The organism is Solirubrobacter pauli (assembly GCF_003633755.1).
GTDB lineage: Bacteria > Actinomycetota > Thermoleophilia > Solirubrobacterales > Solirubrobacteraceae > Solirubrobacter > Solirubrobacter pauli.
Genome location: NZ_RBIL01000001.1, coordinates 3,057,284 through 3,073,765, shown reverse-complemented (window position 1 = coordinate 3,073,765; position 16,482 = coordinate 3,057,284). Strand labels below are relative to the sequence as shown.

The 16,482-nt window shown below is 72.8% G+C and carries 14 protein-coding genes and 2 pseudogenes; 12 read left to right on the top strand and 4 right to left on the bottom strand.

Translation table 11 applies throughout. From position 1 onward, the window contains the following. The first annotated feature begins 133 nt into the window (after positions 1 to 133). The 9 genes from C8N24_RS34645 (at position 134) to C8N24_RS14450 (ending at position 9,281) form a co-directional block, all read left to right on the top strand. Complete coding sequence (locus tag C8N24_RS34645; RefSeq protein WP_211339965.1) at positions 134 to 1,840, top strand: sensor histidine kinase; 1,707 nt, start codon at positions 134 to 136, stop codon at positions 1,838 to 1,840. Next, a complete protein-coding gene (locus tag C8N24_RS14485) occupies positions 1,827 to 2,309 on the top strand; it encodes a response regulator (protein ID WP_121250847.1) in 483 nt (160 codons plus the stop codon). The genes C8N24_RS34645 and C8N24_RS14485 overlap by 14 nt, the downstream gene beginning before the upstream one ends. Beyond that, positions 2,296 to 4,398, top strand: coding sequence for a putative bifunctional diguanylate cyclase/phosphodiesterase (locus tag C8N24_RS14480; protein WP_121250845.1), 2,103 nt, complete (start codon positions 2,296 to 2,298; stop codon positions 4,396 to 4,398). The genes C8N24_RS14485 and C8N24_RS14480 overlap by 14 nt, the downstream gene beginning before the upstream one ends. Before the next feature lie 79 nt (positions 4,399 to 4,477). Next, positions 4,478 to 5,338: a 3-keto-disaccharide hydrolase gene (locus C8N24_RS14475; RefSeq protein ID WP_121250843.1), complete on the top strand. Its 861-nt coding sequence runs from the start codon at positions 4,478 to 4,480 to the stop codon at positions 5,336 to 5,338. A 65-nt stretch (positions 5,339 to 5,403) separates the two neighbouring features. Continuing rightward, positions 5,404 to 6,561 (top strand): cytochrome P450, encoded by a 1,158-nt coding sequence (locus C8N24_RS14470; protein ID WP_121250841.1) that lies wholly within the window; start codon positions 5,404 to 5,406, stop codon positions 6,559 to 6,561. Between the two features lie 206 nt (positions 6,562 to 6,767). Beyond that, positions 6,768 to 7,523 carry a sulfite exporter TauE/SafE family protein gene (locus C8N24_RS14465; RefSeq protein ID WP_121250839.1) on the top strand — a complete coding sequence of 252 codons (756 nt, stop codon included), beginning with the start codon at positions 6,768 to 6,770 and terminating at the stop codon, positions 7,521 to 7,523. Between the two features lie 33 nt (positions 7,524 to 7,556). Next, on the top strand, positions 7,557 to 7,985 hold the full coding sequence (locus C8N24_RS14460) for a MarR family winged helix-turn-helix transcriptional regulator (protein ID WP_211339964.1): 429 nt from the start codon (positions 7,557 to 7,559) through the stop codon (positions 7,983 to 7,985). A 60-nt stretch (positions 7,986 to 8,045) separates the two neighbouring features. Next, on the top strand, positions 8,046 to 8,414 hold the full coding sequence (locus C8N24_RS14455) for a VOC family protein (protein WP_121250837.1): 369 nt from the start codon (positions 8,046 to 8,048) through the stop codon (positions 8,412 to 8,414). 237 nt (positions 8,415 to 8,651) lie between these two features. After that, entirely contained in the window at positions 8,652 to 9,281 is a 630-nt protein-coding gene (locus C8N24_RS14450) for a hypothetical protein (RefSeq protein ID WP_147447802.1), read from the top strand. A gap of 103 nt (positions 9,282 to 9,384) precedes the next feature. On the opposite strand, the gene C8N24_RS14445 is transcribed toward C8N24_RS14450, so the two are convergent. From C8N24_RS14445 to C8N24_RS35715, 3 genes and pseudogenes are all read right to left on the bottom strand, one after another. Then, positions 9,385 to 10,203 carry an alpha/beta fold hydrolase gene (locus C8N24_RS14445; RefSeq protein ID WP_121250833.1) on the bottom strand — a complete coding sequence of 273 codons (819 nt, stop codon included), beginning with the start codon at positions 10,201 to 10,203 and terminating at the stop codon, positions 9,385 to 9,387. 81 nt (positions 10,204 to 10,284) lie between these two features. After that, positions 10,285 to 12,651 carry a helix-turn-helix transcriptional regulator gene (locus C8N24_RS14440; protein ID WP_245971859.1) on the bottom strand — a complete coding sequence of 789 codons (2,367 nt, stop codon included), beginning with the start codon at positions 12,649 to 12,651 and terminating at the stop codon, positions 10,285 to 10,287. Positions 12,652 to 12,677: 26 nt separating this feature from the next. Next, positions 12,678 to 13,025, bottom strand: a pseudogene (locus tag C8N24_RS35715) (AAA family ATPase); the annotation flags it as partial. Between the two features lie 127 nt (positions 13,026 to 13,152). Here C8N24_RS35715 and C8N24_RS14430 point away from each other — a divergent pair. The 3 genes and pseudogenes from C8N24_RS14430 (at position 13,153) to C8N24_RS14420 (ending at position 15,817) form a co-directional block, all read left to right on the top strand. Continuing rightward, positions 13,153 to 13,884, top strand: a complete 732-nt coding sequence (locus C8N24_RS14430; RefSeq protein ID WP_211339963.1) for a DUF1275 family protein — start codon at positions 13,153 to 13,155, stop codon at positions 13,882 to 13,884. 135 nt (positions 13,885 to 14,019) lie between these two features. Continuing rightward, positions 14,020 to 14,916, top strand: coding sequence for an aldo/keto reductase (locus tag C8N24_RS14425; RefSeq protein ID WP_121250825.1), 897 nt, complete (start codon positions 14,020 to 14,022; stop codon positions 14,914 to 14,916). Between the two features lie 3 nt (positions 14,917 to 14,919). After that, positions 14,920 to 15,817 (top strand): annotated as a pseudogene (locus C8N24_RS14420) (aldo/keto reductase). A 70-nt stretch (positions 15,818 to 15,887) separates the two neighbouring features. Here the strand turns inward: C8N24_RS14420 and C8N24_RS14415 are convergent. Continuing rightward, the gene (locus C8N24_RS14415; RefSeq protein ID WP_121250823.1) at positions 15,888 to 16,460 is read right to left on the bottom strand and encodes a TetR/AcrR family transcriptional regulator; all 573 of its coding nucleotides are present in this window, start codon (positions 16,458 to 16,460) and stop codon (positions 15,888 to 15,890) included. Between the last annotated feature and the right edge of the window lie 22 nt (positions 16,461 to 16,482).

Sequence of the window (16,482 nt, the reverse complement as noted above, 5' to 3'; positions counted from 1 at the left end):
CGGCTTTTCTGGCGCGTAGACGCGCATATAGTCGCCGCCCAGCGGGCGCCGGAGTCCGGCGCCCGGGACCGGACTCGAGGGAGCGTCATTGCCAGGCACGGCAGGTTGGAAGCTCGGAAGGACCCGCGCGAACGTGGTCGTCGGCATCGCCGCGGCGGTGGTCATCGGCGCCCTGGTGCTGGTCGGGATGCAGCTGCGGGACACGCAGACCAGCAGCCGCGCGCAGCTGCTCGAGCGCTTCCACGATCGCGCGGAGGTCGTCTCCGCGCTGATGCAAGCGGTCATCTCGTCGGCGGCCGCCTCGTCCGAGCTGACCCAGCGCTACGGCGCCGCCGACGTCGACGGCGTCGCGCTCGACCGCGCGGTGGCCGAGGGCCGGCTCGCGTACGCCCTCCTGCTCGACCGTGACGGCGAGATCGCCCGGTCCCGCACGCTCGCCGCGACGACGCGGTCGCGCCTGCTGGCGTCGCACGGCGCGCGGACCACGCTGCGCGGCGCGCCGGTGTGGCTCTCGGACATCGAGGCCGCCGACGGCCCCGGCAGCCCCGTCGTGATCGACCTCGCCGTCGCCTTCGACACCCCGTCCGGCCGCCGCGTGCTGATCACCGGCCTGCCGACGACGCTCTTCAGCGCCTTCCTCGGCAGCTACCTCCAGCGCGTCCCCGGAAGACGCGGCTCCGCGTACGTCGTCGACAGCCGCGGCGTCGTGGTGGCCACGCGCGACCCCCGCACGCGGGTCGGCGAGCCGGTCGCGGAGCCCGGGCTCATCGCCGCGTTCCGGATGGGCGAGAGCGGGATGTTCACCGGCGACCGCCGCTTCACGACGGCGCCGATCCAAAGCAGCGCCTGGAAGACCGTGCTGACCGCGCCCGACGGAGCGCTGCTCGAGTCGATCTCCGGTCAGCGCAAGTGGCTGCCGTGGTTGATCTACGGCGCGCTCGCGGTCCTGGCGTTCGCGTTCCTGGCGCTGCTGCGGCAGCTCGTGTCCCGCAGCGCCGCGCTGTCGTCCTCGAACCAGCAGCTCGCGGCCACGAACGCGCGGCTGGCGAACGCGAACACGATGCTCCGGCACGCGGCAGAGCTGGCCCGGTCGAACGCCGAGCTCGAGCAGTTCGCCTCGATCGCCTCCCACGACCTCCAGGAGCCGCTGCGGAAGGTGCAGACGTTCGCCGCGCACCTGTCGGCGACGGAGAAGGACCGGCTCTCGGAGGAGGGCCAGGACTTCCTGCAGCGGATGAACACGGCCGCGGGGCGGATGCGGACGCTGATCGACGACCTGCTGATGTTCTCCCGCGTCTCGACCAAGGGGCGGCCGTTCGTCCCGGTCGACCTCGGTGACGTCGTCGCGCAGGTGCTGCTGGACCTCGAGATCAGCATCCAGGAGAGCGGCGCGAAGCTCACGATCGGTCCCCTGCCGACCGTCGCCGCGGACCCGGTGCAGATGCGCCAGCTGCTGCAGAACCTCCTCGGCAACGCGCTCAAGTTCCGCCGCCCGGACGTGCCCCCCGAGATCACGCTTCGCGCGACCGTGACCGACGGCATCGCCGACCTGGAGATCACCGACAACGGCCTCGGCTTCGAGCCCCAGTACGCCACGCGCATCTTCCGCGCCTTCGAGCGGCTGCACGGCGCCAGCGCCTACCCCGGCACCGGGATCGGGCTCGCGCTCTGCCGCAAGATCGTCGATCGCCACAACGGCACGATCGCCGCGACGAGCGTCTTGGGCGAGGGCGCGACCTTCACGATCCGGCTGCCGGTCGAGCAGCCCGCCGACGCGGCGCCGACGATGCCGCTCCTGCCCGACCCGGTCGACGAGGAGACCCCCCATGCACTCATCTAGCGCGCCCGCCGATCGCAGCCCGGTCACGATCCTGATGGCCGACGACGACGAAGACGACCGGCTGCTGACGGCCGGCGCCCTGAAGCGCTCGCGCCTGATCAACGACGTCCGCTTCGTCGTCGACGGCGACGACCTCATGCAGTACCTGCGGCGCACGGGGGTCTACGCCCCGGGCGGCCAGCCGGCGCCGCGTCCGGGCCTGATCCTGCTCGACCTCAACATGCCCAAGAAGGACGGACGCGAGGCGCTGGCCGAGATCAAGAGCGACCCGGCGCTGCGCGGGATCCCCGTCGTGGTGCTGACGACGTCCAAGGGCGAGGAGGACATCGCCCGCACCTACGAGCTCGGCGTGAACTCGTTCGTGAGCAAGCCGGTCTCGTTCGAGGAGCTCGCACAGGTGATGCAGACGCTCGCCGGCTACTGGTTCGAGCTCGTCGAACTTCCCGAGCAGGGCCATGCCCGTGGCTGAGGCGCTGCGGATCCTCCTCGTCGAAGACGACGAGGACGACTTCGTGCTGACCCGCAGCATGCTCGGCGCCCAGGGGCAGACGCGGGTCGTCGAGCTCGACTGGGAGCAGCGCTTCGAGACGGCGCTGCGGGCGATCCGCGAAGCCCGGCACGACCTCTACCTGGTCGACTTCCGGCTGGGCGAGCGCACCGGCCTGCAGCTCGTCCGCGAGGCGTGGGAGCGCAACCCGCCGGCGCCCGTGATCCTGCTCACGGGGCAGGACGACTACGAGGTCGACCTGCAGGCGACCGAGCTGGGCGTCACCGACTACCTCGTGAAGGGGACGCTGGACGCGCTCAGCCTGGAGCGCACGATCCGCTACGCGCTGCGCCAGCACCAGACGACGCTGGACCTGCGCCGCAGCGAGGAGCGCTACGCGGTCGCCGTCCGCGCGACCAACGACGGCATCTGGGACTGGGACCTGCAGACCGCGCGGATGCACTACTCCGAGCGCTGGAAGACGCTGCTCGGCTACGACCAGTTCGCGTCTCACCGGCCCGACGCGTGGTTCGAGCTGGTGCACCCCGACGACGTCGAGCGCCTGCGCCACGAGATCGATCACCACCTGGCCGGGGCCAGCCCGCACTTCGAGAGCGAGCACCGGATCCGGCACGCCGACGGCAGCTGGCGCTGGGTCCTCACGCGCGGGCTGGCGACCCGCAACGGCGGCGCGCCGGTCCGCATCACGGGTTCGCTGTCCGACGTCACCGAACGCCACAACGCCCAGCAGCGGTTGATCCACGAGGCGCTGCACGACAGCCTCACGGGGCTGCCGAACCGGACCCTGTTCCTGAACCGTCTCGAGCACTGCCTGCGCCAGCACGCGCGCCAGCCCAGCCTCGGCTGCGCGGTGCTCTACGTCGACCTCGACCGGTTCAAGCTCGTCAACGACAGCCTCAGCCACGCCACCGGCGACCGGCTGCTGGTCGCGCTCGCCCGCCGCATCGAGCAGGTCGTGCGCCCCGGCGACACCGTCGGCCGGCTCGGCGGCGACGAGTTCACGATCCTGCTCGAGGAGATCAGCCGGCCGGAGCAGGCCGCGGAGGTCGCGGGTCGCGTCGGCGACGCGATGGCGGTCCCGATCGACGTCGACGGGCGGATGCTGTCGATCTCCGCCAGCATCGGCATCGCGCACACGTTCGACGCGGAGGCGGACGGCCACGAGCTGATGCGCAACGCGGACATCGCGATGTACGACGCGAAGGCGCAGGGCGGCGGCCGCGCGCGGACGTTCGACGCCAGCATGCACCGGCGCGTGCTCGAGCGGCTGTCGCTGGAGGCGCAGCTGCGCGAGGCGATCGTCGAGGGCCGGCTGCGCACGTTCTTCCAGCCGATCGTCGACCTGCGCACCGGCGAGCTGAACGGCCTGGAGGCGCTCGCGCGCTGGCCCGAGGACGACCGGTCCGTCTCGCCCGCGGAGTTCATCCCGGTGGCGGAGGACTCGGGCCTGATCGCGCCGCTCGGGGAGCTGATGCTGCGCAACGCCTGCGAGACGCTGAGCCGCTGGCGTACCCGCGGTGCCGTCGCGCCCGGCGTGACCGTGAGCGTGAACGTGTCGCTGCGCCAGATCACCGAGGGGAACCTGGTCGAGAAGGTCCGGGCCGCGCTCGGCGACGCGGGCCTCCCCGCCGCCAACCTCGTGCTCGAGATCACCGAGAGCACGCTGATGGAGAACCCGGAGCTGGTCAGCGCCGTGTTGCGGGAGCTGCTCGCGATCGGCGTCAGCCTGCACCTGGACGACTTCGGCACCGGCTACTCGTCGCTCACCGTCCTGCACAACTTCCCCGGCGGCACGCTCAAGATCGACCGCGCGTTCGTCGCCGACATGATCACCCGACCCGAGAGCCACACGATCGTCCGCTCGATCGTCGGCCTCGCGCACAACCTCGGCCTGTGCCTGATCGCGGAGGGCATCGAGGGCCCCGAGCAGGTCGCGGCGCTCGCCGCGCTCGAGTGCGAGCTGGGCCAGGGGTACCACTTCGCCCGGCCGCAGTCGGCGGACGACCTCGAGGCGGGCTACCTGGTGCCCAGGCCGGTCCTGCGCGGTTGACGTGCGAACGGCGGCGGTGTCGCGGTCGGCGGCCCGGGGTACGGCCTGAGCGAATCTGTCGTACGCAGGGAGGAGCATCATGCGCAAGACCATCGCGGCATTCCTGGGCGCGGGAGCCCTGGCCGTGGCGGCATTGCCCGCGGTCGCCGCCGAGCGACCGTCCAAGCGGCCCGACAAGCACCATCCCGGTGCCGGCAAGGGCCACAACAAGCCCGGAGCGCCGTGCGGGAAGACCATCAACCGCGGGCCGGACGCGGGCTACGAGGTCATCTTCGACGGCACGCGCCGCTGCTTCGAGCGCTGGAAGTACGCGGGCGGCTCACAGGTCACGCTGCAGCGTGACGGGACGCTGCGGGCCGCGCCGGGCGCGCCCAACCTCGGCGTGCTCTGGTACGCCGCGCGGCCGTACGGCGACTTCTCGCTGCGGCTGCAGTTCCGTGACGACTCGCCGGTCGCCGGCGTGCGCGCCAACAGCGGCGTGCAGGTGCGCTTCCCGGCGCCCAAGCCGCCCGTCCCCGGCTGCCCGATGACGTTCGACGGCAGCCCGCAGACCGAGAACCCGGCGGCCTGGATCGCCGTCAACTGCGGCCACGAGATCCAGATCAACGACTCGCCCGACGGCGGCACCAACGATCCGCGCAAGACCGGCTCGATCTACGGCTTCGCCGACCTCAACGCCACCCAGGCGCGCGTCACGCCGGCCGGCACCTGGAACGACCTCGAGATCAAGGTCGTCGGCCAGACCTACACCGTCTTCCGCAACGGCGTGAAGATCAACGAGTACGAGAACAAGCCCGGCGTGCCGTTCCCCGGCCGCCCGAACGACCCCGACTCCAGCTCCCGCGGGCTGGTCGGCTACCTCGGCCTGCAGGCGCACGGCGCCCCGCAGGACGTCGTCTCGTTCCGCAACATCCGCGTGCTGGACATCTCCGCCCAGTAGCGCCCGCCCATCCCGTCGGCCGAGCGATCGCTCGGCCGACGGTGCGGTCCCGTAGCGTTCGGTGAATGAGTGATCCAATCTCTCAGGCATCGGCGCTCGACTTCGCGGATGCCGGCTTCCGCGCCGATCCGTACCCGGTCTACCGCCACCTGCGCGACGCGGCCCCGGTGACCTATCACGAGCCGTCGGACGCCTGGTTGGTGGCCCGCCACGAGGACGTGCACCGGACGCTGCGCGACGAGCGTCGCTTCTCGAACGGCTCCGGCTCGCGCGCCGACCCCGTCGTCGCGGTCGTCGGCGCCGGGGACCTGCTGAACCTCGACCCACCGCGGCACGACGTCCTGCGCCGGATCGTCCGCGCGCCGTTCGCACCACCCGCGGTGGCCGAGCTCGAGCGCGCGCTGCGGGCGCAGGTGGAACGCCTCGTCGCCCCGCTGGCGGATGCGGGCGCGGGCGACCTGGCGGCCGACGTCGCCTGGCCGCTCCCCGTGTGGACGATGCTGCGCCTGCTCGGGGCGCCCGAGGCCGACGTCCCGCGCGTGACCGCCCTGGTGCGCGCGCTCGACCAGCCGGGCGGCGTGGCGCTCGACGAGCTGCGGCGCCTGCGGCGCTACGTGGAGGAGACGATGGAGACGACGGACGAAGGGCTCGTCGCCGACGTCGTGGCGGCGTCCGCGGCCGGGGAGCTGACGCGCGAGGAGGGCGCCGGCCTGGTGATGGGACTCCTGCTGGCGGGCACGGCGACCGTCGCCTGCCTGATCGCCAACGGCGCGCTCGTCCTGCTCCGCCATCCGCGGCAGCGGCAGCGCCTGCGCGACGGGTCGGTCACGCCCGCGATGACCGTCGAGGAGCTGCTCCGGTTCGAGTCGCCGGTGCAGGTGCTCCCGCGGCGCACCACCGTGCCGGTCACGCTCGGCGGCTCCACCATCCCCGCCGACGCGACGGTGCTCCTGCTGCTGGGCTCGGCGAACCGGGACGAGCGGCGCTTCGTGCACGCGGACGCGCTCGACCTCGGCCGCCGCGCCCGGGGCGCGGTCGCCCTGGGTGGCGGGATCCACTTCTGCCTCGGGGCCGCGCTCGCCCGCCTGGAAGGGCGGGTCGCGTTCGAGCGGATCTTCCGGGATCTCGGGCCGCTGGAGCTCGCCGGCGAGCCGGAGCGCCTGCCGTCCGCGGACGTCCGCGGGCTGCTGCGGCTGCCGGTCCGGAAGGCGCGCTCCGGCTGACCGCCACTTGCTACGGTCCGGGAAGCACGTGGTTGCGCCTAGGGTTCCGCGCCGGGACCGCGCCGACTGGCCAGTGACAATGAGGACCCGGCGGGCTGGACCGAGCGGCGCCAGGGCCGGCAGCGCCGGCTCCACACCTCACGGGACAAAAACCCCGAGGGCTTCGTTCACCCCTGCCCGCATCGCGGGCGATCGAAGGAGCCCTCATGTCCTCAGCGTCCCAAGTAGCGATCCTGATCGCGGCCGGCGTGGCCGCCGGGCTCGTCGGAAGCGCAGGCGGGATCACCTCGCTGGTCTCCTTCCCGGCGCTGCTGGCGGTGGGCGTCCCGGCGCTCGATGCGGCCGTGACCAACAACGTCGCCCTCGTGGCCTGCTGGCCCGGCTCGGCGCTCGCCTCCGGTGAGGAGCTGCGCGGTCGCGTGCGCTGGCTGTGCCGGTGGTGCGTGGTCGCCGCGGCCAGCGGCGCGCTCGGCGCCGGGCTGCTGTTCTCGACCCCGCCGGGCCTGTTCGCGCGCATCGCCCCGTGGCTCGTGCTCGGCGCCACGCTGGTGCTGCTGGTCGAGCCGCGGCTCACGGCCTGGCGCGAACGCCGCGGAGCACGCCAGGCGCCGTGGACCCTGCTCACCGTGCTGACCGTCGTCTCGGTCTACAACGGCTACTTCGGAGCGGGCGCGGGCGTGATGACGCTGACGTTGATGCTGGTGCTCGTCGACGGCTCCTTGCCCACGGCCAACGCCCTCAAGAACATGCTGATCGGCGCCGCCTCGGTCAGCTCGGCCGTCGTCCTCGCGCTGTCGACGCCGGTCACCTGGTCGCACGTGGCACCGCTCGCGGCGGGGATGCTCGTCGGCAGCAACCTCGGACCCCGGGTCGCGCGCCGTGTGCCGGCGTGGGCGCTGCGGCTGCTGATCGTCGCGCTCGGGCTCGCGCTGGCCGCCGAGCTGTGGGCGTCGACCACGTGACCCCGCCGGCGCTCGCTGTGTCAAGCTCTTGACGTGACGCGCGTCGACCTCGACACCTCGATCGGCTACGCGCTCAAGCAGACCGCCACGGCGCTGAGGACCGCGATGGAAGCCTCGCTGCGCCCGCTCGGGCTGAGCGTGCCGCAGTACTCGTGCCTCGAGATCCTCGACGCGCGGCCGGAGATCTCCAACGCAGACCTCGCCCGCGGCGTGTTCGTGACGCGCCAGGCGATGCACCAGCTGCTCGGTGGCCTCCAGGACGCCGGCCTCGTCAGCGCCGGCGGCCAGGGCCGCATCCAGCGCTACTCGCTGACCGCTGAAGGACGACGGGCCGTCAAGGCCGCGTCCGCGGCGGTCGCCGGCGTGGAGGAGCAGATGCTGTCCGGGTTGGAGGCCACCGAGCGGCAGCGGCTTCTCGGCGACTTGGAGCGATGCCGCATCGCCCTCTCGTCAAGTTCTTGACATTTGTCAAGTTCTTGACGTAGACTGGACGGCGTTGACCCGCTTCCAGAGGAGCTCCTGATGCCCGCCACCGGGCCCGACTTCATCTCCCTCCAGGTCCGTGACCTCGACCGCTCCGCCGCGTTCTACGAGCGGTACCTCGGGCTGACCCGCAACCCCGCGGGCCCGCCGCACGCCGTCGTCTTCGCCACCCAGCCGATCGCCTTCGCCGTCCGTGACGCGCTGCCCGGCGTCGACCTCGACGCCGTCGAGGCGCTGGGCGCCGGCATCGCGGTGTGGCTTCACGCCCCGGACGCGCAGGAGATCCACGACGCACTCGCCGAGGACGGGGCCACGATCGTGACCGAGCCGTTCGACGGGCCGTTCGGCCGCACGTTCACCTTCGCCGATCCCGACGGCTACCAGATCACCCTGCACAGCCAGGGCTGAGCGGCCGTCAATGCCATGTGACGCCCGCCGTGAGCGACCGTGCGGGCGTGGCCGGCGGCAGGGACACGTCGCAATCGCCCGTGGGCCGTCGAACCGGGCTCACCGCGCCGGCTCGCGGACCGTCAAGCCCTCATGACGGTGGCGTCTCGTTCCTGTCCCGCTGACGCAGCGCGCTTTTTGCCGGGGCGGCGTTGCGGGGACCTCCCTGGCGTCAGCCACATCTCTTAGGAGGCCCCTTTGTCCAAGGTCAGATTGGCCGCTTCGGCGGTCATGCTCTCGTGCGCCCTCATGCTCGTCGGCGGCGCCGGCATCGCGAGCGCGCAGGACGCTCCCCGTCTTACGCAGGTCCTGCCCATGTCCGGAACCGTCACCAAGGGCGGCAAGGCGTTCAAGGGCAAGCAGTTCACCGGCACCTACACGATCGACCGCTTCGTGCAGAGCGGCGGCAAGCTCTACTCGGTGGGCACGCTCAAGGGCAAGGTCCGCAACAAGCGCATCAGCAAGGAGAACGTGCGCGTGCCCGCGACGCTCGCCAACAACGCCGCCGCCCCCGCCTCCGGCGCGCAGGCGAGCCAGGTCCCGCCGCTGCCGCTGCCGCCGCTGCCGGCCGGCAACGCCTGCTCGATCCTGTCGCTCGACCTCGGGCCGATCAACCTGAACGTCCTCGGCCTCGTGGTGCGCACGAACCAGATCCAGCTCCGCGTCGACGCCGTCCAGGGCCCCGGCAACCTGCTCGGCAACCTGCTGTGCGGGATCACCGGCCTGCTGAACCCGGCGACGGGCGGCACGCCGGTCGCGAACACCCCGCTCGCGCAGCTCGCCCAGATCCTCAACGCGCTGCTCGCGCTCTCGCCGCGCACGGCCTGAGCGAGTGCACCCCTGACTCGGGACGCTGCCTCCTTGGGCAGCGACCGAGCAGGTGGGGCAGATGCCGTCGACGTCTTCGGCCCGCGGCCGCCGCCGCTCGCCGTCAGCGCTTGGCGTGAGCCGCCGCGCGGATCACCTTGGCCACGGCGGCCGGCTGCGAGATCAGCGACAGGTGCGACGCCTTGACCCTGATGATGTGCGCCTTCGCGCGGGTGGCCATGAACGTCTGCAGCGCCGCGGGGAGGATGTGGTCCTCCGTGCCGATCAACGACCAGGACGGGATCGTCCGCCAGGCGGGCGTGCCGGTCTTCTCCACGAACGCGTTCGCGGCGATCGGCCGCTGCGTCGCGGCCAGCACCGCCGCCTGACGCTTCGGCAGGTCGTTGGCGAGCGCGCTCGGGAACGCCGCGGGCTTGAAGTACCAGTCGCTGACCCCCTCGGGCGCGCCCGGGAACGGGACGGAGTCGAACAACGTGCTCGGGTCGGGACCGGGCTGGCCCTTCGGCGTCAGCAGCGACAGGACGCTGTCGCCCGTGTCCGGGATGAAGGCGTCGACGTACACGAGCGCCTTGACGTTCGCGTTCCCGGTCGCCGCCTCGGTGATGACCGCTCCGCCGTACGAATGCCCCGCGAGCACGATCGGCCCCTTCACCGTCTTCAGGTAGGCGGAGAGGGAGGCGGCGTCGGCCTGCAGGCCGCGCAACGGGTTGGGCGGTGCGACGACGGTGTAGCCGTCGTCCTGGAGCGTCCGGGTGACGCCCGCCCAGCTCGAGCCGTCAGCCCACGCGCCGTGCACCAGCACGACGGTCGGCTTGGGCTTGGCCGGGGCGGCCTGCGCGGAGGACACGGCGAACAGCGTCGCCAGCGCGGCGGTGACGGCGACGACGGTCCCGGAGACGCGGGACACGGGGAGGAGCGACATTGATGCCTTTCGCAGGGCCGACGGGGTGTCGGCGGTGTGGAAGCTCCTGAATCTGGCGCGGCGGGCGCGGCCTCGCATACGTCAGCTGACGGCACCTCCGGCCGCCGATGACGTACGCGGCTCCGCGGCCGGCGCCAGTGCCGCGCTCAGCTCGCCCCGGGAGCGGATGCCCAGCTTGGGGAAGATCCGGTACAGGTGCGTGCTGACCGTGCGGTGCGAGAGGTACAGCCGCTGACCGATCTCGCGGTTGGAAAGCCCTTCGGATGCGAGCTGCGCGATCTGCAGCTCCTGGGCGGTGAGCTGATCGCGTGCCGCGGGGACCCGGAGGCGGCTCCGCTCGCCCGACGCGCGCAGCTCCTCGCGTGCCTGGTCGCCCCACGGCGCGCAGCCGAGCGCGTCGAAGGTGTCCCGCGCGGCCCGCAGGAGCGGTCGGGACTCGGCGACCCGCCGCTGCCGTCGCAGCCACCGGCCGTAGGCGAGCTGCACCCGCGCCCGCTGGAACGGCCAGCGCCGCAGGTCGTCCGCGAGCGCTCGCTCGAAGTGCGCCCCGGCCGCTTCGGGCTCGCTGAGGAGCGCCCGGGCGTGCGTGAGCGCCAGGGCGACCCAGGTCCCCGGGAGGTCGCCGGCCCGCGCCTCGACCTCGGCCAGGCGTCGCCGCGCGGCGGGAAGCTCGTCCACGTGCCGCGCCGCCTCGGCCAGGTCCGCGATCACCCACATCGACATCACCGGGTGATGGGCGGGATCGCCGGGGTCGAACAGCGAGTCGGCGTAGCGGTAGGCGTCGGCGAACCGTCCGGCGGCGAGCGCGGCCAACGCTCTGCCGCTCTGCGCGTAGGCCACGGCGTGTCGCGCTCCGGTCGCCTCCGCGGCGACGTCGGCGCGGGCCGCGAGCTCGTCCGTCGTGCGCTCCCGGTCGCGCATCGCGGCGACGAGCGCCATCGACGCGTTGGCCGCCGCGAGCGCCCACACCGGCTCGCGCATCTCCTCCACGATGCGCCGGCCCTCTTCGGCGGCCGTGAGCGCGTTGTCGCACTCACCCAGCCGCGCGGCCATCTGCGCCCGGCTGACCAGCGGGCGGCACAGCCGCCCGGGCCGTCCGTCGCGGCGCAGCCCGTCGGCCGCCACGGCCAGCAGGTCGCTGCCGACGTCGAACGCACCGACGACGAGCGCGGACAGGCCGAAGTACTGGGCGGCATCAGGCTGAAGCTTGCGTCCGTCTCCCAGTCGTCGCAGGCGTTCGAAGACGAGCTCCGCGTGCCCCAACGGGTCCGCGAACGCGAAGATCGCGAACACCAGCGGGTCCTCGGCCTCGGCCCCGCCGAGCTCGCGCACCGAGGCGGCGATGCGCTGCCGGGTCGCCTGACCGGGCTCTGCGCCGAACCACCACGTGCGCGAGACGAGCAGCCACAGGAGCTGCAGCCACAAGCCGGTGTCCCCGGCGCCCCGCGCGGACTCCGCCGCCTCGAGGATCTCCGCGTCACGACCGTCGCCGCCGGACGGATGGAAGAACCCCATCTCCTCGACGTAGATCACCCGTGCCCGCTCCCACTCGCTCAGCGGCCACCGCTCGACCTCGGCCAGGGCCTCGCGGACCAGGTCCCAGCGCCCGAGCTCCACGGCCAGCGTCGCCGCCGTCAGCAGACGCCGCGCGCGTCCGCTCGGCCGGCCGAGCTCGGCCGCGCGGTCGAGCGCCGCGACCGCGACGGCCAGCGCGCCCCGGTGGCGAGCGCGCTCCGCCGCCTGTTCGAGCTCGACCGCGACGTCCTCGTGCTCGCCCGTCAGCAGTGCCGCGTGGTGCCAGGCCCGTCGATCCGGGTCGTCGGCCAGCACGTCGGCGAGCGCCTGATGTGCCCGCTGACGGTCGGCCAGGCTCGCGCTCCGCAGGATGGCCGAGCGCACGAGCGGATGCCGGAACTCCAGCGTGCGCGCGTGCTCGACGGTGACGATCCCCGCGTCGACCGCGGAAGCGATCGCGTCGAGCCCCATCCCGTTCCGCGACAGCACGCCCGCGGCGTGCAGGATCGGCCCGAGTGCGGCGTCCTCCGTCGACGCGCCCACCAGCAGCAGCAGGCGCGTCGGCTCCGGCAGCTCCGCCACGCGCCCGGCGAAGGCGCGCTCCAGGCGGTCGGTCAGCGGCACCGTGTCCGGGGTGGCGGCATCCCCGCCGACCCCGCGCCGTGCCGCCGGAAGCTCCAGCACCGCGAGCGGGTTGCCGGCCGCCTCGCGCAGCACCTGCGTCCGCACCGCCGCGTCGAGCGACGGCGCCGACCGGTCGAGCAGCTCGGCGGCCGCGGCGTCGTCGAGCCGGTCGAGGCGATGCTCGGGCAGCCCGACGTCGCCGAGCACCGCGCCGTACCCGTCGCGGATCGCGACGAGCAGGAGGATCGGGTCGGCCTCGATCCGCCGCGCCAGGACGCGAGCACGTCCACGGTCGGCCGGTCGAGCCACTGCGCATCGTCGACGACCACCAGCAGGGGCCGCTCCTCGGCCACCTCCGAAAGCAGGTCGAGCGTCGCCATCGCGACGCGAAACGGCTCCGGCTCGACGTCGTCCCTGAGCCCGAACGCCGCGTCCAGCACGGCCTGGTGGAGCGCGGGCAAGGTCGTGACGCGCCGGCGCACCAGACGCAGCAGCTGGTGCAGTCCGGCGTAGGGCAGGTGCGTCTCGGACTGCACGCCGACCGTCGTCAGCACACGCAGCTCGCGCTCCTGAGCCGTCCGCACCGCCTCCGCCAGCACGCGCGACTTCCCGATCCCCGGCTCGCCCCGGAGGACCAGCGCGTCGCCCCGCGTGTCCACCGCGGCGAGCAGCGACGCGAGCATCCGCCGTTCCGGGTCGCGACCGACGAGCGGCACGGCTGCCTTGAGAGCTTCGCGCATTGACGCCTCACATCTTTCCAATCGTGGAGCGACCTCTCCCTCCGTCGCCGCTGACCCGTAGCCTGACGGCGTGCCCGAGCCTCGCAGCGGCGCCGGCCTCGCGCGCCTGATCGCCGACCCCGCCCACGGACCGCTCCCCGCCCTGATGCTCGTGTTGACCGTGCTCACCGGCGTGGTCGACGCCGTCAGCATCCTCAGCCTGGGGCGGGTCTTCGTCGCCAACATGACCGGCAACGTCGTGTTCGTCGGCTTCGCCGTGGCCGGTGCCAGTGGGTTCGCGCTCTCGGCGTCGCTGTCCGCGCTGGCCGGCTTCCTCTGCGGCGCCGCGCTGGGCGGTGCCGCGGTCGAGCGCCTCCGGACCCACCGAGGACGGTTGCTCGCCGTCGTCACCGCGGCCGAGCTCGGGCTCGTCGTCGTCGCGCTGCTCGTGGTCGCGCTGGCGGGCGCGAGCCTCGGCACGGGCGAGAAGGTGGCGATCGCCGCGTTGCTGGCGTTGGCCATGGGCGCGCAGAACGCCGCGGTGCGGGACCTGAAGGTCTTCGACCTCACGACCACCGTGCTGACGATGACCCTGACCGGCATCGCCGCCGACTGGCGGCAGCACGACCGCTTCGCGATCGCCCGTCGCCTGCTCGCGGTGCTCGCGATGTTCGCCGGCGCGGCCGTCGGCGCGCTGCTGGTGCTCGAAGTCAGCAACGAGGCCGCGCTCGCCCTCGCCGCGCTGCTGCTCGCGGTCGTCACCGGCGTGGCCGTGGCGGGCAGTCGCGTGAGCGCCACCTGGCACGCCGCATCGTCGAAGTGACCGTCCGCCGGCGGACCCCGGTCCCCTCGCGGCAGGCCCGGCGAGAGGGGTAGTGACAGGGCACCCCCGTTCCCGCTCGCCGGACCTAGTGTGGTCGACGTGGACGGAACCGCGACCGAAAGGAGCCGTCCGGCGATGGCCCGTACGACCACTGCTCCGACGCTGCAGCTGAACAACGGCGTCACCATGCCCGCCCTCGGCCTCGGCGTCTTCCAGAGCCCGCCCGAGGAGACGACGGCAGCCGTCGAAGCCGCGCTGCGCGCCGGCTACCGCCACATCGACACGGCGGCCGCGTACTTCAACGAGCGCGAGGTCGGCGACGCCGTCCGCGCCTCGGGGCTGGACCGATCCGAGGTGTTCCTGGAGACCAAGATCTGGATCTCCGACTACGGCTACGACGAGACCCTGCACGGGTTCGAGAAGAGCGCCGGCAAGCTCGGCGTCGAGCAGATCGACCTCCTGATCCTGCATCAGGCGCTGCCCTCGGACTTCGACCGCACGCTCGACGCCTACCGCGCGTTGGAGACGCTGCTGGCCGACGGCAGGGTCCGTGCGATCGGCGTCAGCAACTTCATGGTCGACCACCTCACCCGGCTGCTCGACCATGCGTCGGTCGTCCCGGCCGTCAACCAGATCGAGCAGCACCCGTACTTCCAGCAGGCCGAGGTGCAGGCGTTCGGCGAGCGGCACGGCATCCTGGCGCAGGCGTGGTCCCCGATCGGCGGCATCACGTTCTACCGCGACAGCGGGCACGCCAACGCGCTCGAAGATCCGGTGATCACCGAGATCGCGAGCGCGCACGGCAAGTCCCCGGCGCAGGTCATGCTCCGCTGGGGCCTGCAACACGGCCGCTCGGTGATCCCGAAGTCCACCAACCCGGCCCGGATCGCCGAGAACCTCGACGTCTTCGACTTCGAGCTCTCCGCTGAGCAGCTGTCCGCCCTCGACGGCCTCGAGACCGGCAAGCGCGGCGGCCCGGCGCCCGAGGACGTGACCCTCGAGACGTTCGGCCGCGACATCCCGGAGGCCTGAACGATGGACCACCGCCCGCTCGGACGCACCGGCGTCCAGGTCTCCAGCCTCTGCCTCGGCACGATGATGTTCGGCGCGTGGGGCAACAAAGGGCCGCCGCGACGACGTCGTCCTCGCCACCAAGTTCTTCATGCCGATGGGCGACGACGTCAACCGGCGCGGGCCCTCGCGACGCTGGATCATGACCGCGGTCGAGGACTCCCTCCGACGCCTGCAGACCGATCACATCGACCTCTACCAGGTCCACCGCCCCGACCCGGCCGTCGACTACGAGGAGACGCTCGGCGCGCTCACCGACCTCGTCCGCCAGGGCAAGGTGCGGTACATCGGGTCCTCCTCGTTCTCGGGTTCGCAGATCGTCGAGGCGCAGGTCACCGCGCGTGACCGCAACCTCGAGCGCTACCGCACCGAGCAGCCGCCCTTCTCGCTGCTCACCCGCAGCATCGAGCTCGACGTCCTCCCGACCGCCCGGCGCCACGGCATGGGCATCCTCACCTACAGCCCGCTCGGCGGGGGCTGGCTCTCCGGCAGTTGGAGCGCCGACTCCTCGCCGACCTCGCCCGCCCGCCAACGCCTCGCGGCGCGCTTCGACATGTCCCTGCCCGAGAACCAGCGCAAGCTCGAAGCCGTCCAAGCGCTCCAGCAGGTGGCCGACGACGCCGGCCTGACGATGATCGAGCTGGCGATCGCGTTCGCGATCACCCACCCGGCCGTGACCTCAGCGATCATCGGGCCGCGCACCATGGAGCAGCTCGAGAGCCAACTGCCCGCGGCCGACGTGACGCTCACCGCCGCCGTGCTCGACCGCATCGACGAGATCGTCAAGCCCGGCGTGAACCTCAACCCCGCCGACACCAGCTACGGCGAGCAGGTCCTCGCGCCGGCGCTGCGGCGCCGCTGAGCGGTCGCTCATCGTGCGATGCACGGGCGTCCGGCCGCACCGATGGTGACCGGCATGGGACGAGCTCGGGCTACCGCGCGCGCAGGCCGTCGAGCGCGATGTTCAGCACGCGCTCGCGCTGCGCGTCGTCGGCGTAGGTCGATGCGACCATCCCGGAGATCATCCGCAGGACGTCGTCGAGGTTGACGTCCTCACGGAGCTCGCCGGCCTGCTGGGCGCGCTCGAAGATCGGGAGCGCGGACGCCAGCATCGCTCCCTTGCAGGCCCGGAACACCTCGGAGTCCGTGTTGAGCGCCTGCAGCAGCGCGAGCTTGGTCGGGACGTAGCGGGCGAAGCGGTCCAGCCAGGCGGTGAACGCGTCCCACGGCTCGAGCTCGGCGATGTCTCGCGCGGCCAGGCAGAGCTCCTCGACCTCGCCGGCGTAGACGGCCTCGAGCAGGTCCTGCCGGGTCGGGAAGTTGCGGTACAGCGTCCCGATGCCGACGTTCGCCTTGCGGGCGATGTCCTCCAGCGACGCGTCCGTGCCGTGCGCGGCGAACGCGTCGCGCGCGGCGGCCAGCACGGCGTCGAAGTTGCGGCGCGCGTCGGCACGGTGCGGACGCCGGGCGGCGATGTCGAGGATCGGGGGTTGCGGTGCGGACATCTCTGGGTTGATCGCTTGAAGT